This is a genomic window from Burkholderia sp. 4M9327F10 (assembly GCF_005503145.1).
Classification (GTDB): domain Bacteria; phylum Pseudomonadota; class Gammaproteobacteria; order Burkholderiales; family Burkholderiaceae; genus Paraburkholderia.
The window spans coordinates 85043-107097 of record NZ_SCNV01000025.1 but is presented as its reverse complement, the minus strand read 5'-3'; the positions used below and the strand labels follow the sequence as shown (position 1 = coordinate 107097).

Here is a 22055-nt window from a genome sequence, read left to right as displayed (position 1 = left end):
ACTCCACTCTTCGAATACATCGCGAGCCGCCCGGGGGACTGGAGGCTCTCGCGACAGACAGCCTTGTTATTCCAGCTCGACGCCCTTCAACTCGGGGATCAGGAATATCGTGGCAATGATGTCGACGACATAGATACTCGCGAGCAGCGCGATAGCGAACTGCAGCGAATGGGCTGCGGCGACCCCGCCGACGACGATCGGGCCAAAGCCACCGACCGCGCGCCCAAGGTTGAACAGAACGTTCTGAGCGGTCGCTCGCGCCGCGGTCGGATAGGCCTCCGCCATTAGCGCGCCATAGCCGCCGATCATCCCGTTGACGAACATACCCATGAATGCCCCAGCCCAAAGCATCACAGCTGGATTGACGAGTTGCGAGTAAGTGATGACCATGGCCACCGCGCCGGCCTGAAACAGGATGAAGGTCGGCTTGCGGCCAATACGGTCGGCGAGCTGGCCGAAGAGATAGACACCAACCATCATCCCGACGATGGTGACAGACGTCCAGAGGCCCGACTTCGTGAGGCTGAAACCCAATGTTCTGGCAAGATAGGTCGGCAGCCAGATCATGATGCCGTAGTAGCCGAAGTTCTGGACCGAACAGAGGATGACAACGCCGAGGCTCGTGCGCGCGGTGCGGGCGTCAGCGATCAAAAGCTTGAAGGCGTTCGGCTTCTTCGTCGTGCTCGTAGCACGAACGAATACCTCTGGCTCGTGCAAGCGGTTCCGCACAAACCATGCGACGAGTGCTGGACCCACGCCGACCAGAAACATGCCGCGCCATCCGATATGCGGTAGCAGTGCCGGTGTCAGGAGCGAAGCTGCGAGTACGCCGGCCTGCCAGCCGAGCGCGACGTAGGACGTCGAGCGCGCACGCAGCCTGGCGGGCCACGCTTCAGCGGCCAGCGCCATCCCAATGCCGAACTCGCCGCCCAGGCCAATCCCGGCAATCGTGCGATAGGCCAGGAGATCCCAGAAACCCTGCGCAAATGCACAAAGGCCGGTAAAGAGTGCAAACAGAACAATCGTCCAGGTCAGTACACGAATACGACCAAAGCGATCCGACAACGCGCCGAAGACGATACCGCCGCCAACAGTGCCGATCAACGTCCACGTAACCAAGGCACCAGACTGCTGCGTGGTCAGGTGTAGCCCGAGACCGATAGCCGGGAGCATGAAACCAAGGATCAGGAGGTCGAAGCCATCCATCGCATATCCGATCGCTGAGCCAGCAAGTGCCTTCCAGGCATAGTCGCTAGGGCGCTCATCGGATCCTGCGTTCGACGGCGTACTGCGTCCCGCTGCCTTTGCATTCGCTACCATGACTTCCTCCAGTGGAGACAACCTTTTCGAGGTATCGACGATGGCTGGATTTCGGCCATCAGTCATATCCCGGCGCGCCCGTACAATAAAATAGACAGTTGGCGCGAAAAAGCCCCTTTTCACTTACTAAAACCTGAGAGGACCTTCCGCTCGGCTACTTTCACACGGATAACGCTTCGGAACCGCGTTCAAAGGTTGTTTCGCAGATACCCGACTCTTGTGGTCCGGCTCTCTGTCTAAAAATTTAGATTACGCGGTTTGGACGTGCGCTGCAATACTTTCTGCCCAGGGGAAAACCCCCATGAGCACAATGGAAAGCGGTTCGGCACGAATTTCTCAGAAGTTGTGGCGCAGACCGGCGCCGTAGGTCAGACCGGTGGACTCGCTCGCGTAGTAATCGTATTTGAAGGCCATGTAAACGTCCGTGCGATTCGACAGCGGGTAATCGTAGCCGACCGCCCAGGTCGTACGGCGAACGTCACCGCTTTGCGGGCCCACCGACTTTGTGTACGCCAGATCAGCGAGGATAAAGCCGTGCGTGGAGACAGGCACCGAGACACCGATCTGCTCCGTGTTCGAGTTCGTTTCGCCGAGTTGCGCACCGTCGCGGATGTTCATGTAGCCGGCGAACAAACGCATAAAGTTGAAGTTGTACAGGCCGGCGAGCTGGATGGTTTCCTGCTCATGCAGTCCCGGCACCGCCGCGTCGGCTGTCCCGATGTCACCGGGTGTGCTGCTGAAGTTGATGTACTGATAGTTCGCTGCCAGTAGCAGACCGTTCATCTGGTACGTTAGGTTCGCCCCCCACTTATGGGTGCCCGCGTCGCCCGCCGTGTTGCCGAATGCGTAGATCACCGTACCGCTAAGGCCACCGATCGGCGGCGGTGTATAGGCGACAGCGTTATTCCAGCCCGAGTCCCCCACGACACCCTGCGGACCCAATCCCTTATAAGTGTGGAAAATCCACGGCGAAAACGTGTACGAGTTGAAGAACGGGTTCAGGTTAATCGTCGAGATATACAGCGGCGTGGTCAAGCGGCCAGCAGAAATTGAACCGTATGGCGTACCGATACCCAGGTACGCGTTACGCGAGAAAAATGAATCGCTACTGTAACGGCCGTAGCTGCCATTTTGAGGCTGAAAGTAGCTCTCCAGCACGAAGAAAGTGATGTAACCTCCGCCGAGATTTTCGGTGCCTTTAATACCCCAGAAGGACGTTGACAGTCCTCCCCCCTGGGTGACGACCGCATTGTGGCCGCCCGGATTTTTGACCGCGCCCACAAATGTGTCGATCAGGCCGTAGAGCTGAACCGACGACTGCGCGTGAGCCGACGCACTAAGCACGGCAGCGCCAAAAAAGCAAAGACTTGGCAGAAGTTTAAATTTTTCGCCAGGCATGGAAAATCTCGTTTGTTCGTCATCCTAACTACAATAATAATTTCCGACCCTGTCTCCCCGCTGCAAGCACACAATGGCCGGGCGTCGTGATGTTGTCGCCAAAGGTGTCATCACTGGAAAAATTCTGCAATCGTCCACAAATAAATACAAGTATACAAAAACGATCGACATGCGCTTTTTGTACAAGTATTCGTCGGTACTTTCCCTAGTTTTTATTGCCGTTTGGCGCTGTGAGTTACAATCTGTACGGTTTTTTATACGAGGACCGATCGTGGCAGAAGCCATTTCCCGCAAGAACGTGCCCACGTTCGACTTCCTTGCCATAGGCGAGCGCCTGCGCGCCTATCGCCTCGCACGTAACCTGCGTTCGGATGACATTGCAGAGCGCCTGGAAATTTCGCGCGCGGCTGTCTATAACCTCGAGCGCGGAGAGATCGTCAAGGTCGAGACACTCGAACGGCTTGCCGCGCTACTCGAAGTCACCCTGGCCAATCTGCTTGGCGTCGAATCCGAATATCACGACTCGGCTGTCAGCTATTTCGAGCGGATGCGGCAACTCGAATCACGTTCGACACGCATCCTCGCCAACTTCGACCCAATTTCTATTCTGTTGACGTCGGACGCCTATGGACAGCACCTTCGCACAATGCTCGACGAAAGCGTGCCCGACGAGCTTCGTGACGAAACATCGCTTCGTATCAACAGCGATGTGCTGAAGATTCTTTTTGCCCGCCGGAAAGGTTTCGAGCAGCAACGGCCTGGCATCCTCAGCCTCATCGGTTTGCGGCAGGTTGAACAATTCCTTCATCACGGACTGGTTGGCCGGCTCGGTCTTCCGCCCGGCACGCAGCTTGAACGCAAACTGGCAGCGCGCAAGGAAGTCACTCACATGATCGACGTGCTAAACAGCGATCCGATCGGGGTACAGGTGGGCATTGTCGTTGACCATCTGCCCAGCGAAACCTTCCAGATTTTCGAGGAACCAGGCGTCCAGCACGTTGCGGTTTCGCCATTCCGTCTTGGCGAGTTGCCGAACGTGCGGACCGGCATTGCGACCATCAGCACATCTCCGGATGCGGTTGCGATGTACCGGGGCTTGATAGAACGACTATGGGCCGGAGCCGCAAAGGGGCGCGACGGCGCGCGCGTCCTGCAGGATCTTCTGGAACGCAGCTAGTCTGGCTGCGCTCTCCTGCGGCCTCGGCACCGTCACTGACAACGAGTTGCCACCATCCCGGCCACAGTCCAGTCAAACCACCAGTGCTGGCGCGAGCTTGCCCGCGAATGCGTTCAGCGCTTCAAGAAATACGGCGTCTGACGTCTCACCGGCTCGCGCGAGAATCAACGCGTCTGCGCGAAGCCCGGCGATAAATTCGTCGACCACCCCGGTCGATATCGCGGCGCCTTCGTGACGATCGCAAAATGCTACCGACCGCTCGGCCAGGAGCAGAAGCGCGGCCGACTCACGGCATGACGCCGATGCAGCATCGCGCAACTGGGCTGCGAAATGGTGAAGGTCGCTGAAACCAGCGTGCTGACGTTCGAGCCATAGGGTTGCGAGTTGGAGATTCATACTGGATTCCTCTTTTGGCAAGGGACAAAGCCAACGCCAGATCTGTCTGCGTGAGCCCTCAAAAAAGGTTATCATGCGCCAGTCTAAAAAAAACGACAAGTATAATTATTGTGTGCCCCACGATACTTCGATCGTCGCCGGCGAGGATGTGCCCCCCCTTGTTTTGCACAATGCTCAAGGCAGCGCAGCGGTTCGCAGCGCCGACCCTGCTTTGCGGGACCCGCATGCATCATTCCACGCTTTTCGCAGATCTGGCACTACATAGGGAGAAGCCATGAGGTTGTCCGTGTCTTTTGGCCCTTTCCGGGCCGCAGTTGTAATGGCGGTAGCGTGCAGCACTTACGCGCAGTCCAGTGCGACGCAAGTCAGTGGTGGGACCGGTTCGCCGGCCACCACTACGCAGGCAGGCGGTGCGAATTCCGCTTCGGATTCGCACGCAAGCGCCAGATCGCCGACGGTACATCAGGTTCGTGCAGCGATTAGCAGAACGCCCGGTGTCGATATGTCGTCCATGGCTGTGTTCGTCCACGACGGCCGGGTCACTCTTGTAGGGTCTGCGCACACTCAAGATCAGATTGATCGCGCCCGGGCAGCGGCAGGAAATGTCACAGGTGTGGTTTCGGTTGATAACAGACTGTTTGTAAAACCTGAGCGCTGAAGCACGCGTCGCGCGTATTCAGGATGTCGTGGACGGCCATGCAAGCGATAGCGCTCGCAGTTGGCGATGTACTCCGCAAGAAACGTGCATGGACGGGGATCTTTCAAAGGACTAGACCGTGAAGCGCATTATTGTTGTTCTTTGTGTATTTTTATTCCTCGCGGCTTTTCCTCTGTACGAACTGTGGAGAGCGTTCTCGCACGACGTGGTATTGAGCATCCCCAAGCATGAACCCTGGGTCGACATCACGCGGGCAGCGCGGCCTAACGATTTCTTTGCGTACACGTGCTTATATGCCGTATTTACGGCTCTTGCCGCCGTTGTCGGCGGGACTTGCCTACTGCCACGGCGTCAATGACTGTATATCATCAAGCCTCCTCGGTTTATTGAGAGCGATCCGATATATGAATCAGAATCTTCGCAGCATCATAGAGCTAACCGACGTTAAGGCATCGGACCTGATGTGGATTCTGGGGCGCGCGACGGAGATGGCACAACTCTGGCGCGAACGACGCATGCCCCAGAGCCTGTCGAACAAGCGGGTCGCACTCGTCGTCAACGATACTGGCTGGCGAAATACTACTGCCTTCAATCTCGGTATTCAGTCAATGGGCGGAATCTGTGTGCAACCACCGCTGCGCTGGGATACGCGCGAGGAACTGCATGATCTCTCCGCCTACCTCGGCACCTGGTTCGACGCCATAGTCACGCGGGCACCCGAGTTATCGATCTTGCGAAGCCTCGCCGACGCATTTGATGGCCCGGTTATCAATGCGAGGACGAAGTACAACCATCCGTGCGAGACCCTGGGTGATCTGGCGTTCTACTTCAATAGAAATCGAACCATCGATGGCATCAAGGTCGCAGTCGTTTCCCCAAAGTCGAATATCCTCGGGTCCTGGATCGAAGCAGCGGCGGTATTGCCCATTGAAGTCGTGCAAATTTACCCGGCAAACTGGCTCGATCAACGAAGCGCGGAAGCAATCCCTCGCTTCTCATGTAGTTCGGATATCAAGGCGATCGAAGGTTCAGATATCGTCATCACTGATTGCTGGCCTGAGAATGCGGACCCTGCCGAGCTGATTGACTACCAGATTACCGCGAAAATTCTCGATGACTTGCCGGGCAACGTCGAGTTTGTACCGTGTCCACCGGTACACCGAGGGAATGAGGTGTCATCCGAGGCAATGCAACACGCCAGTTGCCACGTGATCGAAGCAAAGGAATTCTTGATGCATACACAAAACGCGGCATTGGAATGGGTATTCCGAAACGGCTGAGGTGCGTCCCCGGAGCTAGGATTACTCGGTATCCGATTCGGTTTCATTCTCCCTTTGCCGCAGGCTGAAATCCCAGGAACTTCGAGTCCGACGCTCCGCCACCGCCCGTGTCCGATTAAGGCGACTTCCAGCGGACCGTTAGAATAGACGCAGACTGAATGCCATAGGCACGGTGAAAAATGCCGAGCCCCCAGATTACGAACTCGCCCTGACGGCGCAAGGTGTGCGCCAATAACTCGTTTGGAGCGAAATCGACCGTCGTCGAAAACTCAAGTCTGAACTCGCTAGCGGGGCTTACCAGGATCGACATCGTCCGGCCCTCGCTCAACGGTTTAGCCTCACCGTTCGGATCGCCTGCCGGGTGTGCGAACCATTTGATACACAGCCCGGCCGATGATTCGCCAGCGTCGACGTGGCGAAGTTCAGTTGATGATCCCTTTGTCCACTCGCTAAATCCGACGAACCACCCTGTTCCATTGGTATTTAGATCGCCTGCATTTCCAAATTCGACATTCCGCGCTAAAAGAGTATTCGCTGGCATGGGCTTTGAGAACTGGGGATGGTCATTCGGCAGCGGGCCACGAGCGGCGATCCTATCAACGGGTTCCAGTCTATCAAGTTATAGAGTACCAGGATCGGTGAGCCAATCCTCAACACCAGGCTATCCTGCTTGCACTGTCAGTCTCACGGCGTGATCGAGCAACGACCGGCCGCTCCGGGTCATTCTGAGCCAGGTGCATCAGACAGAGGTCTGTCAGGACCGGTCAATCGACATACCGGCACGAATCGCCGACAATCGACAGTCCATGTCTGCCTAACCCTTCAGGACGCGATAGATGCTCGGCCACACAAACGCAACAAATGCGACCTTCGACGAACTAGCCGGTGCTGAGTGGTTCTCAGCTGTGGGAAATTCCGCGACGGACAAGGTCTTGAGGGTGCATAGCTGGGCTGAAGCAATCGAACAAGTCTCGTCACTCGATTGGGAAAACCTCCGATTAGAGGCCGCTAATCAGCTTCGTAGTCGCATCCTCGAGGTCGCCCCTGGGCGATTTCAACAATGGAACGCGATTATCCGGCGAATGAAGCTCGTGTCCGAACCGCTGGTCCGCGAAAAGACAGCGTCGGTTGTTGCATTCAATCAATTGCCAACCGCATTTGAGCAGACGGTTCATTGGGATATCCTACATCTGCTGATGGAGGCAGAGCACGCTGATATTGTCCCGCCGGGATTCTACGCAGCACAGGGTTACTGGTACGTCGCGGGACGATTTCCATGCGGGTGGGCGGGAGCGTTCCCGACCGGCTGCCTCGTTATATTTTAAGGCTAAGTTCGGCCGTGGGATGCGGCACGGCCTCGATCAGAAATTCAAGTGCCTCTACGAATGAACCAAAAAACATCGCTGAGCTGTGTGCGACACTGGATGCCCTGCCGGAAGGCGAATCTCGACTGCCTCTCTTGATTGAACTGCTCAACTTTGACGGACACGAGCGCCACGAAGACATTGTGTTTGAGCTTGGGGTTCTCGGCAATTCTTCTGCCGTCCCAGCAATCGCCCAAGCCATAAGCGGATGCTCGCATCATCTCCTGACGGCCATAAATCGCAGAAGTAATGCGGTGTTTTGAGCATTGACTGTCTACTACCATCACGGTCTGAATCCACCAAAATATCCCATAGATCATTAAGGCATAGCATTTGTCGGCTTCGCCTCTCTCGGTGTGTGGCCGAAAAATGTCTTGTATGCACGGCTGAAAGCGGCCTCGGACTCGTAACCAACCGACATGCCGACGTCGCCCACACGCGCATCGCCCTTTGCCAACATATCCCGGGCGATGGTCAAACGCCATTCGTTGCGGTAACGAAGGGGCGACTTCCCTACAAGCGCCGTGAAGCGTTCGCAGAAGCTTGAGCGGGACATTCCAGCGACAGCTGCGAGCCCATCAATGGTCAAGCCTCGTGGCGGCTGCTCGTGGATCGCCTTCAAGGCGCGAGCAATGCGCTGGTCTGCCAATCCACCTAGCCAGCTAGATGCATGACCATGATGAACCCACGCCCGCAATGCGCGCACAACAACCAGATCAATCATGCGGGAGACCATCAAAGCCGAGCCTGGTTGGTCATTGCCGGCCTCATGCAGAAGAAACCTCATGATGTTGTCGAGCCAGCCGTCCGTCTCCGTTTGTCGAAGGTGGATCAGCGCAGGCAAACCGAAAAGCAAATTTTGCAGGCTATCGGGATCAAACCAGAAACGGCAAACGACCACAGTCGCTGGTCCATTGCAAGCCATAAGCCGGAAGTCGCGAAGTCCACGTGGGAACAACACCAACTCGCTCGGTTGAATCTCATAACGGGCTGTGTCATCACCCGTGACTTCCACAACTCCGCCGCTGACTACGCACGCATGTGCAGCCTGCGTTGAAATCTCCAGTTGCGCAAGCGGCAGCAATTCACACGAATAGACACAGTCACCTGTCATGCGCATGCGTGCGAGCACCTGTGACAGGAGATCGCCACTAGCTAGACCATCAAGTGCCAATTCCGGAAGAATGGTCAAATTTTTCCTTGATTCGGTCATGTCAATTTGAGCTTCGTGAGCCTAAAGTAGGCGCCGATCACCAGAAGAACTGCACTCAGATCGTATGGCTAACCCGGTTCAAAGACGGGCTTAGACATTTCGTGCCCCTCACGCAAGATAAGGATTTGGCAATGTTTGGAATTTCATCACTTGGCTGGGTTCACACTCTCGGCAGTCTACCTGCGATCCCTGTAGCCGTGTACATGTTTGCCCGCTACGGTCGAATTGTGCCGCGCTCGATTCCCGGAGCGGTGTACTTCTTTGCGATGCTGATCGGGTCTCTGACCGTGTTTCTCGTGGCGCATCAGAAAGCCAGTTACATAATCGGTGTAGCTGCAATTCTGTTGCTGATCTTCGGCTATGGTGTCGGGCGTCTGCCGATACCTGGTCGAATAAGCGTATATGCCGAAACATTCTCCCTAACACTAACTGTCTTTGTGTTGATGGTTCCTACGGTAACCGAAACTTTAAAACGCGTTCCTGATGGTCATCCATTGGTTACGAATCTAAAGTCACCCTTGCTTGTCGGTGCCCAGGGAGTGCTTGTGTTGGGGCTCGTTTTGGGCCTGATAGCTCAAGCCTACTATCTGCGTGGAAAGCCCCAAGCGTTCCGTTCGACACAAGCATAGAAACGAGAGAAGTTGCTGGAGCTACGACCCGGTCACTTCGCATGCCCCATCGCCAGAAGTAGCCGGAAAACGCGCGACAACAGACGGTATACGAGACGCACACTGTATTAGCCGGTTCGCGTTCGTACCGGCCAATCAGATCGCATCCCCCAGATCGCCCCCATAAATAACAATTATTTATTTGAGAAATATTTCTTGATAAGTTGTTGAAATGACAAAATGAAGTGACAATAAGCTTCATTGAAACCATCGGCGTCGCCATGTAGCAGAGCCGCTGTCCGCACTGCCTCATGCGCGTCACGTCAGCCATGAAAGACAACCGGCTTTATCTCGCCCTCGTCAGCGTATTCGTACTGACATGGAGCTCGGCATTTGTGGCGACAAAGTTCGCCCTGACGACCTGTCCGCCCAACCTGTTTCTGAGCTTTCGCTTCATCTCCGCGGGTGTCATCCTGCTGGCAGTCGCCGCCGCCAAAGGGCAATTGCACCGGCATATACCGTGGGCCAAAATCGCGCTGCTCGGGTTGCTCAATCAGGCCGGCTACTATGGGCTCGCGTGGGCCGGCATGGAAACCACTTCATCCGGCCTTGCGACACTCATCACCAGTCTGAACCCTGTTCTGGTTTCGGTCGCGGCCTCATTGGTGCTTGGTGAGTCGCTCAGCACCCGCAAGGTGGTCGGCCTGGCGTTAGGCCTTGCCGGCGCCGCGCTCGTCGTACACGACCGCATCGCCTTCGGTGAAGATGCACATGGTGTCCTGCTGATCGGCATTGCGTTGTTATGCATGGTGGCAGGCACACTGGCCTTCAAGAAGCTCGATCTGAAGGAGTCGCTGATCGTCGTGGTCGGTGGCCAGCAGTTATGCGCAGGGGCGATGCTCCTGGCTGTTGGGTTGGGCACGGAGCGCTTCGCCGATATTTCGCTCAATTCAACGTTCTGGCTGTCGTTGGCCTGGCACATCGGCGTGGTATCGATCGGTGCGTTCTCACTCTGGTTCTACCTGCTGAGCAAAGGTAGCGCGACCTCCGCGAGTTCCCTGCATTTCCTGATGCCTCCGGTCGGCCTTGTCATGAGCTGGTTGATACTGCATGAACCCCTGCGTGCGGCCGACCTGGTGGGCACGGTACCAATCGGCATCGGTATCTGGCTGGTCACCCGGCACGCTACCACGCCTCGTCCTAAGGCCATGGCACAGGCAGCGAAATAGTCACAACGAATCAAGCTAACGAAAGAACCTCCGCAATCAATAAAATGGCTCTCGCGCGCGAAACACGTGCACCCCCGGAACCTGAGAATCGAGAAATGGGAGAGCCGCAATGCAAGAGGTCAATGAGGGCCGTCGTCGCTGCTGTATTGGACTGGCCTCATCAGTATTAAGCTGTATTCCATCGGCACGGGCCGATGCCGCGCCTGCCCCGCCTGGCTACACCAAGGGCTTCGTCTACACGGAAAAGGGACGCGCGCCCGGTCTGCGAACGCGCGTCCTTGCGCAGGGAAAGGAACAACGTACCTGGTTCCTGCTGTTCGCCCCCGGCGACGAGCTGATGTCCGGGCTCGCTCAATGGGCCGCGGAGCACCATATCGCCAGTGCGGAACTGAGCGGTTGGGGCAATTTCGTCAGCGCGCTGTTTGGTTGGTACGACGTCGACAAAAAGGCGTTTGCCAATATCGCAATCGATGAACGTACGGACATTACCGGGCTCATCGGCGACATTGCGGCCGTGGAGGGCGTGCCGCAACCGCACCTGCACGGCTCGGTCGCGAATCGTGAAGGCACGGTACGCGGTGGCCACCTGATCGAAGGCAAGGTGGGCCTGGAGATAGAACTATTCGTGACCGAGTATTTCGTGCCGCTCAAGAAAACCTATCGGCCCGACGTCGGACTCAGCCTGCTTGACCTAAGCGTCGACTGATCCGCCCGCCTTCCTCCTTCCTGCGGGCATTCGGTTCACGCACTAAGTGCGTGAACCGTGTCGAAGCTGGCCGCCAATGCGCAGGTCGCAGCCGCGTCGCGCCGATAACGGTGCAATGACGCATGATCGAGGTTCGAAAGTTTAGGCAGGCTGCGCGACGCCAGCGAGATCGCGGCAATCGAGCTGTCCATCGCCAGACGATGCAAGTGACGCACGGACCTGCGCGCCGTGGTGCTCGCACCGCCCTTGACCAGATCGCTCGCTATATCGCGAAGCAACACTTCGCTCGTCAACAGCAACGCGTCGACACGACTCAGGCGCTCCGTGGTTCTGCAACGGGCTATGGGATAGGTCGACGCCCGCACCGACGTCCCAACGTCGCGACTTGCCACCGTTCTCGTAGCGTGGCCTATGCCGCAGCACAATGCGGAGGCCATCGCCGGATACACCCGCGCAAGGCGCAGCAGGATGGGACCTGGCGCGTCGGCCCGGCCAAGCCGGACGCGCCCGCTTTCGGCAACACGCACCTTGTCGAGCGTGAACGTGTAGGCGTTGAACGGGGCGAGGCGTCCGGCCGCCGGCTCCGGATGCTGGCGCACACCCTCAGCAGCCGGATCGATCCAGAATGCATCGATATTGTCGCCGTCCGTGTGGGCGAGCACACACCAGCGCCGCACCGACGAGGGATCGACGCCCAGCAGCGCATCCGCACTCACTACCCAGGCCCCGCCGTCGCGCACAGCCGTCGCGGAAGGAAAACAGTGCATCCGTCGCGCCGTTTGCCGATGCAGTATCCCGACGAGCCGGCTGTGGTCAAGCGGAAGCGAAAGCGCCAACGGGGCGATATCCGACGTCTCGTCGGGTATCTGGCTGGCTACGATATGCATCGCTGTGGTGAACGCGTGCATTGGATCCTGCTTCGCAAGATGCACGACCGCCTGCACCGCGTTATGCCTGTCCTGCGACGCAAAAGACTTCGGTTCCGCGACGACTAATCCAGGCGACCGGTTGCGGGAATCGCGCCGCATTTTATGTACATGCTCGTTCATCCGAGGCTCCGTCAAGATCGGTGACGATGGCACTGCTGGGGAAATATAGGGTATGCCCGCTATGTGACAAACAGATCAAATGTGCTTTGCTTATCTGTTCTGTTGCCTGATGAACGAAGCCGTGCCTCGCGGGATCGCTTAGCTATGCGAACTGGCTGAGCGGAACGCCGAACTCAGCACGCGCAGCGTGGCCTTGGTGTGGCCATCGACACGCCGCGTATGCATCGTGACTTTGGCAGACGGAAATGGCGGCAGACCAAGCGGCTCGCCAACCTCTACCAGCCCCGTAGCCGCCAGCCGCCGCGGCAGAGGCAGCACGCCGATACCCGAATTGGCGGCCGACATGGCGGTGGCGACGCCACCACCCAGAAACGCATCGACCCAGTGAACCTTTGCCTGAGTCAACAAACGTATGGCCACCTCACGCACGCCGCATGATTCGGTCACTGTGATCAGCGGCAAGGGCTTGCCATCCAATCTCGCCGACATGCTCGCAAACCACCCGTAGCCGTCTTCGAACAGTACTTCCCCATCGCGCCGGCGTCCTTCGTGACGAACCACGGCGACGTCAACCTCGCCGTGATCGAAGTCGGCGAGCACCTTGCGGGAATAGTCGACCCGCACCTTGAGCATCAGCCCTGGATCGTACGCGTTCACGCGCGCGAGAATCTCCGGCAATTCGGGGCCGGCAACGTGATCGCTAATCGCGATGGTCAACTCGCGCTCCGGTTCGTTGCCCGTCATCAACGCGAGATCCTGGGCCGCCATCAAGGTTCGCGCGTGCGGCAAGAACGCTTCGCCGTCTGTGGACAGCCGCACCTGTCTCGGTGTGCGGTCGAGCAAACGCCGCCCCACCGTTTCCTCGAGCCGCCGCAATTTCAGGCTGACACCGGCCTGAGTGAGGCCAAGCGCATCCGCTGCGTGGGTAAAGCTCCGCAGATCCGCGACCAGAATAAACGCTTCAACAGACGAAAGATCGAGATGTTGCCGCATATCTTTTGATAACCATTTGAAATGATTGATATATCGTATCATAACTGTATGTGCACATTGAAGATTGTTAGATTGCATCCCGTAGTTCAGGGGCGAGCGAACCGCGTGACCTTGTCGCCGCCACTCGATCCGACCGGCTGAACGTTATGAGGGGATACCGATGCAGAACGATCAGGTGTGGAAATTCAAGCCGTATACACGTCAAAGCATTCGACAGGCGCCGCAATGGATGAACTTGCCGGCCGAGCAGCAAGAGGCAGTCGACGTTGTGTCGCGGGTACTGCCATTTCGCGTCAATCCGTATGTGCTTGCGGAGTTGATCGACTGGGACAAGGTTCCGGATGATCCGATTTACCGGTTGACCTTCCCGCATCGGGACATGTTGCGTGAAAGCGAATACGCAACGTTGTCCGATCTGATCGCGAGCGGTGCGCAGGAGAGCGAAATAGATCGGCTCGTTCATTCAATTCGCATGCGAATGAACCCGCATCCCGCGGGCCAGATGACGCACAACGTGCCGTATCTGGACGGCGTGCCGCTCAACGGCGTCCAGCATAAATACCGCGAAACCGTGCTGTTTTTCCCGAGCGCGGGCCAGTCGTGCCACGCGTACTGCACGTTCTGCTTCAGGTGGCCGCAATTCGTCGGCATGGACGAGTTGAAGTTCGACGCGCGAGCCTCGCTGGATCTGGTCGAATACCTGAAGCGGCACCGCGACGTCACCGACGTTCTGATCACGGGCGGCGATCCGCTGGTGATGAACGCCCGCTCACTTGCCGAATATCTCGAGCCGCTGCTCGTGCCGGAACTGGCGCATGTGCAAAACATCCGCATCGGTACGAAATCTGTTGCGTACTGGCCGCAGCGCTTTGTGAGCGACAAGGACTCGGATGACCTGCTACGCCTGTTCGAGAAGGTCGTAAATAGCGGGCGCAATCTGGCGCTCATGGGGCACTACAACCATCCGCGCGAACTTGCGCATCCCATTGCGCAACAGGCGGTGCGCCGCATCATCGCGACGGGTGCAACTCTGAGAATCCAGGCGCCGCTGATCCGCCATATCAACGAAGATCCGGCCGGCTGGGCCGAACTGTGGACGACCGGCGTGCGGCTCGGCGCGATTCCCTACTACATGTTCGTCGAACGGGACACCGGTCCGAGCGACTACTTCAAGCTTCCGCTCGCACGCGCTTATGAGATCTTCAAGGCGGCGTACCAAACGGTATCGGGTCTCGCACGCACGGTCCGCGGCCCGTCGATGAGCGCGTTCCCAGGCAAGGTCGTGATCGACGGTATCGTCGAGATTGCGGGAGAAAAGGTGTTCGCCCTGCAGTTCCTGCAGGCACGCAATCCGGACTGGGTGCGGCGGCCGTTTTATGCGAAGTTCGATGCGCAGGCCACGTGGCTCGACGATCTGAAACCGGCCTTCGGCGAAAAGCGCTTCTTCTTCCAGCGGGAGGCAGTCGCTGAGCACGATTCGATCCCCGTGGTTCACATCCATCAGGCGAAGCATGGCAGCCAGAAGCGGCCTGACGCCCTGGAGACGGTGGCATGACGCGCCTCGACCTGCATACGAAAGCGGATAGGGATACGGTCGCGCCGGAGTACGAGATCTTCGCATTGCGCTATGCGACGCACGAAGAGCGGCGCAGCGCGGAGAACTATCTGGGCGAGGACCCGCACCACGACATCGCGATGCCGCTCGACTTCTACGTGTGGGTAATCCGCGACCGCAACCGCACGATCCTCGTCGATACCGGCTTCAGCGCGGAGATGGCCGCGCGCAGAAAGCGCCGCTACCTGCAGTCGCCGGTGGCGTTGCTGCAGAAGCTGGGAATCGACGCGGCCGGCGTCCAGGATATCGTCATTACGCATATGCACTACGATCACGCCGGCAATATCGGCGCGTTTCCGAATGCACGGCTGCATCTGCAGGAAGCGGAAATGGCCTACTGCACGGGCCGTTGCATGTGCCACGACGTCATGCGCAAACCGTTCGAAGCCCGTGACGTCGCGGCGGCGATCGAGCGCCTGTATGCCGGGCGCGTTCAGTTCGCCAACGGCGACCAGGAGATCGCGCCGGGCGTGAGCGTCCATCTGCTCGGCGGACATACCGCCGGCCTGCAGGTGGTGCGCGTGCACACGTCGCGCGGCTATGTCGTACTGGCGAGCGACGCGGCGCACTACTGGGACAACCTGCGCTCGCGCAGGCCGTTTCCGATCGTGCTCGATGTTGTGCGCATGCTCGAGGCACACAGCCTCATCGAGCAACTGGCCGATGGTCCCGATCACATCATTCCCGGCCACGATCCGGCCGTTCGCCTGCGCTTTCCCTCGTGGAAAGGCGAGCCGGACATCGTCGAGCTGCACCGGCTGCCGCTTGCCCGCAGCGACAGCTTCGCAAGCGCTCGAACCCTGCCGACGCCGGACCATACCCATGCGCACGGGCTCGACTCCGTGCCCACCTTGAGCTGAACGAGGAGCTTTCATCAATGCAAGCGACATCTATAGCAATCGTGGGCATGGGTCCACGCGGGTTGACGATATTGGAACGGGTGCTGGAGCATGCGCACCGGCTGCCTGCCGGGGCGCGTCTGCAGATCGAAGTGTTCGACGAGGGCGAGAGCGGCGAAGGGGTGCATCGGTCGCAACAACCGGATCATCTGCTGATCAACACGGTGGCTTCGCAGGTGACGATGTTCGCACCGTCGAGTCTTGCCGGGGGCGACGATGGCGTCTCGCTCGTGCAATGGGCTCACGCGACGGGCTACCGGCGCGTCGGCGAGCACTTTCGCCGCGATGCCGGGGACGCGGGCGTGCCGATCACTGAGGCCGATCATTTACCTCGCAGCCTGCTCGGGGAGTACCTCTCCTGGGTCTATCGACGGGTGGTCGAGAAATTGCCACCGACTATCCGCGTGGTGCACCGCCGCTCGCGCGTTATCGACCTGATCGAGCGTGACGCCGGCTTCGACGTCGTGCTTGAAAGCGGCGACGTGCGGCAGGCCGATTACGTGTTCCTCACGACCGGACACGGTTATCGCAAGCCCACGGATGAGGATCTGGCGTTCTCCGCGTTTGTCGGGCGCCATGCCGGCCACAACGAGAACCTTGCATATTTCGCTTCGCCCTATCCGGTCGAAAACCTCGCGCAGATCCCGTCATCGGCAACCGTCGCGGTACAGGGTTTCGGCCTCACGGCGCACGACGTCATTTCGTCGCTGACGCTTGGGCGCGGCGGCCGTTATGTGGAGGAAAACGGCAAGCTCCGTTATCTGCGCTCCGGAGACGAACCCACTATCCTGCTGTTCTCCCGCCATTGCTTGCCGTTCGCCGCGCGGGGGATCAATCAGAAGGGGCTGACCGGACGCCATCGGCCGCGTTTCTTTACGCCTGACGCCGTCGCCGCGAAACGGCGGGCTGTACTCGCCGCGACCGGAGACCCGCGCATCGATTTCAAGGCCGAGGTGCTGCCGCTGGTAATCCGCGAAATGGCTTACGCCTATCGCAGCGCGCAAACCGGCGAGGAAGTCCCGGTGGACGGCTTCGAGCCGACCGCCGAGGAAGTGCGTGCTATCGAGTCGATTCTCTGGCCGCTTAAAGGCCGCCAGTTCGAATCGTTCGCCGCGTTCCGCGAATTCTTTGACGCGTTGTTGAATGCCGATCTCCGCGAGGCGTTCAAAGGCAACCTGACGAGCCCGGTGAAAGCAGCAACCGATGTCCTGCGAGATACACGCGAAGCGCTGCGTACCGCGGTCGAATACGGCGGCCTGACGCCTGCATCGCATCGCTACTTTGTCGAGGACTTCAACGCGACCACGAACCGCGTTTCGTTCGGGCCGCCGAAACAGCGCAACGTCGAATATCTGGCGTTGCGCGAGGCCGGCCTGATCGATATCGCGGGTGGCCCCGGCGCGCAGGTTGTCGCCGACGATGCCCACGCCCGCTTTCGCATCCAGGCCAGCTATGCGGAGCGTGTCGAGCACAGCTATGCGGATGTGCTGGTGGTGGCGAGACTCGACGCCTATTCGCCCTTGACCGACAGATCGCCGTTGTCAGCCAACCTGCTCGCACGCGGCCTGATCCGGCCGTACTACAACGGCGACTACCACCCAGGCGGCATCGATATCGATGCCTCGCTGCATCCGGTGGGCGCAACGGGGACAGCTCGGCAAAACATCTGGGCGGTCGGATTCCTGGTGGAGGGCCCGCATTTCTACACCCACGCACTTCCGCGTCCGCAGATCGCTTCGCGGCAGACGCATGATGCGCAACGTTGCGTGCTGGAACTGTTCGCGGCCATTGCCGCAAGACTAGAGACGCACCCGGGCCACGAGACGCAGGCGCTCCATCGCCGTGAGCCCCACGCTTCGGTCAGTCTGGCAGCAGCGGCCGATTCCATCGTCGCGTAATCCGCCCTTTCTCACGGAGAAGCTCCCTTGATCAAGCTGCATGGTTTTTACCGTTCGTCGGCCTCGTATCGTGTACGGATCGCGCTGAACCTGAAGCACATTCCGTACGAGACGCTCACGCACGATCTCACCTTGGGGGAGCATCGCGCTCCCGGCTATCTGGCGATCAATCCGCAGGGCCTGCTGCCCGCAATCGAGGATGAGGGCGCCGTGCTGACCCAGTCGGCCGCGATCATCGAATATCTGGAAGAACGATATCCCGAGCCCGCGCTGTTGCCGGCGGATCCGCTGGGACGGGCAAGGGTACGGGCGTTGTTTCAACTGATCGCTGCGGACACACATCACGTCACGTCGATGCGCGTCAGCGCGTATCTGAAGACACGCCTCGAGCATCACGACACGCAAGTGCGTGAATGGCAGCACCACTGGTTGACGGAAAGCTTCGGCGCGCTCGAAGCACTGCTCGCGAAGAGCCCGCACACAGGCCGGTTCAGTCATGGCGACCAGCCCACTCTCGCGGACATCGCACTGGTCCCTCAGGTGTATTCGGCTCGGCGCCTCGGTCTCGCCTTCGACGCGTGGCCGCTCATTCAGAGGATTTCCGATGCCTGCAGCGAGGAGTCCGCGTTTTTGCAAGCCCATCCGGACCGTCACGAGGAGCAGCGAAAATGAGCACGTACTTTGACAAGGAGCATCTGCAACAACACTATGCGACCATTGACGACTTCAAGTCCCGCTCGGACGACTGGGAGTCACTGGCGAAGCGTTCGATCAGTCAATGGTACGTCGGGCAGCTCCAGGACCTCCGCTTTACCAGGGTGCTGGATGCCGGATCAGGTCTGGGACGGTTCGGCGCGGCACTCGCGGAATCGAGGCCGGTCAATGTTTCGGCAATCGATATTGCTCGCGAGATGGTCGAGGCTACGCGCAAACGCTTCGAGTCCATACCTGGCGATCACCGTTTCATCCAGAGTTCGATTGAAGAGGCGCCCTTCGAAAACGGCAGCTTTGATCTGGTACTGGCCAATCTGCTGTTGCACCACGTTCCCGACATCAAGGCGGCGTTCAGCAGGCTCGCGCAACTGACACGGGCCGGCGGGCATGTTGCGCTACTCACGGCGGCCTTCGACTGGATGAGCGAGCTTAACCGCTTCCAGGATCGCGCATTGCTGGAACTTGGATTTCCCTATGACCATGTCTATCTGACCGCGCCAGGCACTAACCGCTTCTGCGACGCCAATATCGCGGGCTTCGTCCCCGAGTCGCTCGAGTTGGTCAGGCAGGAACCGTTCGACGGCACGATGACGTTCCCGAATGTGGACCGGCTTCTCGATTTCTATGTCCGTACGCTGCGCTACAAGAACATCGCGCAACAACTCGGTGACGAGTCGCTGCGCAACGCGGTCCGCAAGGCAATCGAAATCCATTGGACGCGCACCGGATCACTCGACGTGTCGAGTACCCAATATCTGTATGTGTTCAGGAAACGTTGAAGCATGACGCATGAGTCGATCGGCTGCTTTCGGGTATGCACATGCGCCTGCTCGCCGGACCGCAAGAGAAAAACGGAGTTCCTGATTACCCTGAACCTATGAACACCAAAGAGCCGCTGAATCTGATGCCGGGACGCACCACCATAAGCAGGCCCGCAGACGCCACGTCTGAGGGTTCGGCTTCGTGGCGAACCGACGTCGCCATGCTCGCGATCGGGACGTTCGCTGTCGGCACGGACGCGTTTGTGATTGCAGGCGTACTGCCGTCCGTCGCCTCGACCCTGCATGTGAGCATCGCGGGGGCGGGCCAGATGGTGACGGTATTTTCCCTCGCCTATGCGCTCAGCGCGCCGGTGGTGGGCGCATTGTGCGCCGGGTGGCCGCGGCGAACATCATTGAGCGTCGGCATCCTCGTGCTGGTACTCGGCAATATTCTGACCGCGCTTGCACCGGGCTTTGGACTTGTGCTTGCGTCCAGAGTGGTTGCCGCTGTCGGCGCCGGCCTGTATACCGCCACGGCAAGTGCAACCGCCGCCGCGCTGGCTGGCCCCGAGAAACGCGGGCAAGCCATTGCGATCGTGATACTGGGCATGACGTCCTCTTTGGTATTAGGCGCGCCGTTGGGGACGGCAATCAGCACGTTTTCAAACTGGCGCATCACGTTGTACGCGGTCGCCGCGCTTGGGCTTGTCGCAGGCGTGGCGGTGTTTTTACGTATTCCGCCGTTGCGCGATCATGCCGCTGCCGGGTTGGCGGTACGGCTCTCGCCGCTGCGCGACCGGCAGATCCTGCGCATCCTGCTGCGCGCCCTGCTGGTATTCACCGGCATCTTTATCCCTTACACCTACATCAGTGCGATCTATGCACCGCTGACCCAGCCGCATCCGCAATTGTTGAGCGTGCTGGTTCTGCTGTTCGGTGCAGCCGGTACCGCCGGCAATCTGCTGGCTGGGCACCTGGCTGACCGCCTCGGGCCGCCTCGGGTTCTCGTAGCGGGCTCGCTGGGGCTGGCGCTCATCTTTGTGCTGATTCCATGGACGCGGGAGACAGTCGCACTGGCACTACCGTGTACGTTCGCAGCAGGGCTCTTTACCTTTTCGCAGACCACGCCGCAGCAGCACCTGATTCTTTCGCACGCTCCGCCGGGAACGCAGTCCTTTGTTACGGGACTCTATCAGGCGATGCTTTACCTTGGGGTCTCGTTGGCGGGCGCGTTCGGCGCGCTCTTTCTTCAGCATGCGGGTGCGCATTACCTTAGCCTGCTTGCCGCCATATTCGTTCTAGCCGCGCTGTTGCCGCGCATGTCGGTGAAACAATGAACAATATTCCGACGCTGGATATCCGTCGCTTCGATAGTGAACGGGAACTCTTTGTGACGGAGTTGGGTGCTGCCTGCCGGCAGTTCGGCTTTTGCTGTATCAGTGCGCACGGCATCTCTCGCGAACTGATACACGGCGCCTACGCCGTATTCAAGCGCCTCTTCGACCTGCCGGTCGAGACCAAGATGAAATACCACCTGCCAGGCGGCGACGGGCAGCGCGGCTACACACCGGCCAGGGCGCAGTCCGTCGACGATCGTCAGTACGCGGGTCTCGCCCAACACTCGGAGTCGTGGCGGCTGGGTCGCGAGGTCGATCCCGCTTCGGCATTGGCCGTGTCGATCCCGCTCAATATCTGGGCAGATGAAGTAGCCGAACTGAAACAATATGGCTACGGTCTGTATGACGCGTTCGACCGGTTGGCCGCACGCCTGCTGCACGGCCTGGCACTGGATGCCGGTTTGCCGGAACGTCACTTCGCCGACTTGACGCGCGTCGGCGACTCGACGTTGCGCGCGATCCATTTTCCGCCGCTGCCCACCAGCAATCTCGCGGACGTGCTGTTCAGCTCACACAAGGACAGTCACTTCGCCACCTTGCTGCCGGGCTCGGACGCTGAAGGACTGGAGGTGCTGACGCACGACGGAAACTGGTTACCTGTCACGCCGCAAGACGACGCCATCGTGTTCAATGTCGGCGATATGTTGCAGCACGCGAGTCATCACACGTTTGCGTCAGCGACTCATCGAGCGGTGATCGCATCCCGCGAAAATACACGCAGGCCGCGATACCTGCTGCCGTTCTCGCTATACCCGAGTTCGCCTACGGTTTAGATCAAGCTCAGGTGGTTAGCAATTCGATCAGGATAGCGATCTATATTCATCACGGTTTACGTTACAGGAGCTGACACATGCAAGTCTCTCGCGGTGAAATTCTCGCCTTTTCGGAGTACCTCGAAAAAACCACACGGCTCGCGGCGGATGCCCTCGTCTGGAACTGGAGCGACGTGGAGACGTCGCTTGCAAAGCGGCCGCACAACGTGCAAGGAACACTCGCGTTGGGCAGCAGCCAGGCCGCCGATCAGGCAACGATTGCGCCAGGCCTCTCGCTGGTGATCCAGGTGCTCAATCCTGGCGAGACGACCAAACCGCATCGCCATTCTTTCTGGCATCTTTACATCGTGCGTTCCGGTTCGGGCGACGCGAGTCTCGGCAGCGAAAACGACAGAAAGCGCATCGCCGAGGGCGACGTGCTGTTCGTCCCCGCATGGTGTACGCACGCCGTCGACAATCGCAACGGACAGGCGCCACTGGTTCTGTTCCGGTTGCAGAATCTGCCCCAGAATGCGAGTCTTGGTACGCTGGCACGCGAGGACGACGGGCACCTGAAGCATATCTATGCAAACGAAAGCGTTGCTGCGGTCTGAGCAGCGCCGATTAC

Annotated in this window: 21 protein-coding genes; 14 read left to right on the top strand and 7 right to left on the bottom strand. The window is 59.1% G+C overall.

From position 1 onward, the window contains the following. Positions 1-66 precede the first annotated feature (66 nt). Positions 67-1320 carry an MFS transporter gene (locus tag FFS45_RS22190; protein WP_137956783.1) on the bottom strand — a complete coding sequence of 418 codons (1254 nt, stop codon included), beginning with the start codon at positions 1318-1320 and terminating at the stop codon, positions 67-69. Between the two features lie 336 nt (positions 1321-1656). Continuing rightward, positions 1657-2664: a porin gene (locus FFS45_RS22185; RefSeq protein WP_349292326.1), complete on the bottom strand. Its 1008-nt coding sequence runs from the start codon at positions 2662-2664 to the stop codon at positions 1657-1659. Positions 2665-2791: 127 nt separating this feature from the next. Between FFS45_RS22185 and FFS45_RS22180 the strand changes: the two genes are divergently transcribed. Next, entirely contained in the window at positions 2792-3895 is a 1104-nt protein-coding gene (locus tag FFS45_RS22180) for a helix-turn-helix domain-containing protein (RefSeq protein ID WP_283204769.1), read from the top strand. A 72-nt stretch (positions 3896-3967) separates the two neighbouring features. On the opposite strand, the gene FFS45_RS22175 is transcribed toward FFS45_RS22180, so the two are convergent. Then, positions 3968-4291 carry a hypothetical protein gene (locus FFS45_RS22175; protein ID WP_137956769.1) on the bottom strand — a complete coding sequence of 108 codons (324 nt, stop codon included), beginning with the start codon at positions 4289-4291 and terminating at the stop codon, positions 3968-3970. 1062 nt (positions 4292-5353) lie between these two features. Between FFS45_RS22175 and FFS45_RS22165 the strand changes: the two genes are divergently transcribed. Beyond that, positions 5354-6229, top strand: coding sequence for an ornithine carbamoyltransferase (locus FFS45_RS22165; RefSeq protein WP_137956767.1), 876 nt, complete (start codon positions 5354-5356; stop codon positions 6227-6229). Positions 6230-7065: 836 nt separating this feature from the next. After that, positions 7066-7554, top strand: coding sequence for a hypothetical protein (locus FFS45_RS22155; protein WP_137956765.1), 489 nt, complete (start codon positions 7066-7068; stop codon positions 7552-7554). Between the two features lie 44 nt (positions 7555-7598). On the opposite strand, the gene FFS45_RS22150 is transcribed toward FFS45_RS22155, so the two are convergent. Together FFS45_RS22150 and FFS45_RS22145 are read right to left on the bottom strand one after the other, a co-directional pair. Continuing rightward, a complete protein-coding gene (locus tag FFS45_RS22150) occupies positions 7599-7880 on the bottom strand; it encodes a hypothetical protein (RefSeq protein WP_137956764.1) in 282 nt (93 codons plus the stop codon). 32 nt (positions 7881-7912) lie between these two features. Beyond that, entirely contained in the window at positions 7913-8785 is an 873-nt protein-coding gene (locus tag FFS45_RS22145; protein ID WP_249362881.1) for an AraC family transcriptional regulator, read from the bottom strand. Between the two features lie 152 nt (positions 8786-8937). Here FFS45_RS22145 and FFS45_RS22140 point away from each other — a divergent pair, with 152 nt between their 5' ends. The 3 genes from FFS45_RS22140 to FFS45_RS22130 all read left to right on the top strand — a co-directional run bounded on the left by FFS45_RS22140 (position 8938) and on the right by FFS45_RS22130 (position 11349). Then, the gene (locus FFS45_RS22140) at positions 8938-9435 is read left to right on the top strand and encodes a hypothetical protein (RefSeq protein ID WP_137956762.1); all 498 of its coding nucleotides are present in this window, start codon (positions 8938-8940) and stop codon (positions 9433-9435) included. 290 nt (positions 9436-9725) lie between these two features. Beyond that, on the top strand, positions 9726-10643 hold the full coding sequence (locus FFS45_RS22135; RefSeq protein ID WP_137956761.1) for an EamA family transporter: 918 nt from the start codon (positions 9726-9728) through the stop codon (positions 10641-10643). A 109-nt stretch (positions 10644-10752) separates the two neighbouring features. Beyond that, positions 10753-11349, top strand: coding sequence for a PPC domain-containing DNA-binding protein (locus FFS45_RS22130; protein WP_137956760.1), 597 nt, complete (start codon positions 10753-10755; stop codon positions 11347-11349). A gap of 35 nt (positions 11350-11384) precedes the next feature. Here the strand turns inward: FFS45_RS22130 and FFS45_RS22125 are convergent, their stop codons facing one another. Both FFS45_RS22125 and FFS45_RS22120 read right to left on the bottom strand, forming a co-directional pair. Then, on the bottom strand, positions 11385-12398 hold the full coding sequence (locus FFS45_RS22125; RefSeq protein ID WP_137956759.1) for a hypothetical protein: 1014 nt from the start codon (positions 12396-12398) through the stop codon (positions 11385-11387). Positions 12399-12536: 138 nt separating this feature from the next. After that, positions 12537-13391: a LysR family transcriptional regulator gene (locus tag FFS45_RS22120; RefSeq protein ID WP_137956758.1), complete on the bottom strand. Its 855-nt coding sequence runs from the start codon at positions 13389-13391 to the stop codon at positions 12537-12539. Positions 13392-13551: 160 nt separating this feature from the next. On the opposite strand from FFS45_RS22120, the gene FFS45_RS22115 reads away from it, so the two are divergent. From FFS45_RS22115 to FFS45_RS22080, 8 genes are all read left to right on the top strand, one after another. Beyond that, entirely contained in the window at positions 13552-14946 is a 1395-nt protein-coding gene (locus FFS45_RS22115) for a lysine 2,3-aminomutase (RefSeq protein ID WP_137956757.1), read from the top strand. Next, positions 14943-15866 (top strand): N-acyl homoserine lactonase family protein, encoded by a 924-nt coding sequence (locus FFS45_RS22110; protein WP_137956756.1) that lies wholly within the window; start codon positions 14943-14945, stop codon positions 15864-15866. The genes FFS45_RS22115 and FFS45_RS22110 overlap by 4 nt, the downstream gene beginning before the upstream one ends. A 17-nt stretch (positions 15867-15883) precedes the next feature. Then, positions 15884-17803 (top strand): FAD/NAD(P)-binding domain-containing protein, encoded by a 1920-nt coding sequence (locus FFS45_RS22105; protein ID WP_137956755.1) that lies wholly within the window; start codon positions 15884-15886, stop codon positions 17801-17803. Positions 17804-17833: 30 nt separating this feature from the next. Then, on the top strand, positions 17834-18475 hold the full coding sequence (gene maiA, locus FFS45_RS22100; protein WP_137956781.1) for a maleylacetoacetate isomerase: 642 nt from the start codon (positions 17834-17836) through the stop codon (positions 18473-18475). Continuing rightward, positions 18472-19296 (top strand): class I SAM-dependent methyltransferase, encoded by an 825-nt coding sequence (locus FFS45_RS22095; RefSeq protein WP_137956754.1) that lies wholly within the window; start codon positions 18472-18474, stop codon positions 19294-19296. The genes maiA and FFS45_RS22095 overlap by 4 nt, the downstream gene beginning before the upstream one ends. Positions 19297-19394: 98 nt before the next feature. Further along, complete coding sequence (locus FFS45_RS22090) at positions 19395-20615, top strand: MFS transporter (RefSeq protein WP_212745752.1); 1221 nt, start codon at positions 19395-19397, stop codon at positions 20613-20615. After that, entirely contained in the window at positions 20612-21448 is an 837-nt protein-coding gene (locus FFS45_RS22085) for an isopenicillin N synthase family oxygenase (RefSeq protein ID WP_212745751.1), read from the top strand. The genes FFS45_RS22090 and FFS45_RS22085 overlap by 4 nt, the downstream gene beginning before the upstream one ends. A 77-nt stretch (positions 21449-21525) precedes the next feature. Next, entirely contained in the window at positions 21526-22041 is a 516-nt protein-coding gene (locus FFS45_RS22080; protein WP_137956753.1) for a cupin domain-containing protein, read from the top strand. The last annotated feature ends 14 nt before the right edge of the window (positions 22042-22055 follow it).

Coding starts and splice junctions, on each gene's coding strand:
- FFS45_RS22090 (WP_212745752.1), top strand. CDS start 19,395: ATGAACACCAAAGAGCCGCTGAATCTGATGCCGGGACGCACCACCATA.
- FFS45_RS22125 (WP_137956759.1), bottom strand. CDS start 12,398: ATGAACGAGCATGTACATAAAATGCGGCGCGATTCCCGCAACCGGTCG.
- FFS45_RS22175 (WP_137956769.1), bottom strand. CDS start 4,291: ATGAATCTCCAACTCGCAACCCTATGGCTCGAACGTCAGCACGCTGGT.
- FFS45_RS22190 (WP_137956783.1), bottom strand. CDS start 1,320: ATGGTAGCGAATGCAAAGGCAGCGGGACGCAGTACGCCGTCGAACGCA.
- FFS45_RS22110 (WP_137956756.1), top strand. CDS start 14,943: ATGACGCGCCTCGACCTGCATACGAAAGCGGATAGGGATACGGTCGCG.
- FFS45_RS22155 (WP_137956765.1), top strand. CDS start 7,066: ATGCTCGGCCACACAAACGCAACAAATGCGACCTTCGACGAACTAGCC.
- FFS45_RS22135 (WP_137956761.1), top strand. CDS start 9,726: ATGCGCGTCACGTCAGCCATGAAAGACAACCGGCTTTATCTCGCCCTC.
- FFS45_RS22180 (WP_283204769.1), top strand. CDS start 2,792: ATGGCCGGGCGTCGTGATGTTGTCGCCAAAGGTGTCATCACTGGAAAA.
- FFS45_RS22080 (WP_137956753.1), top strand. CDS start 21,526: ATGCAAGTCTCTCGCGGTGAAATTCTCGCCTTTTCGGAGTACCTCGAA.
- FFS45_RS22095 (WP_137956754.1), top strand. CDS start 18,472: ATGAGCACGTACTTTGACAAGGAGCATCTGCAACAACACTATGCGACC.
- FFS45_RS22130 (WP_137956760.1), top strand. CDS start 10,753: ATGCAAGAGGTCAATGAGGGCCGTCGTCGCTGCTGTATTGGACTGGCC.
- FFS45_RS22165 (WP_137956767.1), top strand. CDS start 5,354: ATGAATCAGAATCTTCGCAGCATCATAGAGCTAACCGACGTTAAGGCA.
- FFS45_RS22105 (WP_137956755.1), top strand. CDS start 15,884: ATGCAAGCGACATCTATAGCAATCGTGGGCATGGGTCCACGCGGGTTG.
- FFS45_RS22140 (WP_137956762.1), top strand. CDS start 8,938: ATGTTTGGAATTTCATCACTTGGCTGGGTTCACACTCTCGGCAGTCTA.
- FFS45_RS22120 (WP_137956758.1), bottom strand. CDS start 13,391: ATGCGGCAACATCTCGATCTTTCGTCTGTTGAAGCGTTTATTCTGGTC.
- FFS45_RS22085 (WP_212745751.1), top strand. CDS start 20,612: ATGAACAATATTCCGACGCTGGATATCCGTCGCTTCGATAGTGAACGG.
- FFS45_RS22115 (WP_137956757.1), top strand. CDS start 13,552: ATGCAGAACGATCAGGTGTGGAAATTCAAGCCGTATACACGTCAAAGC.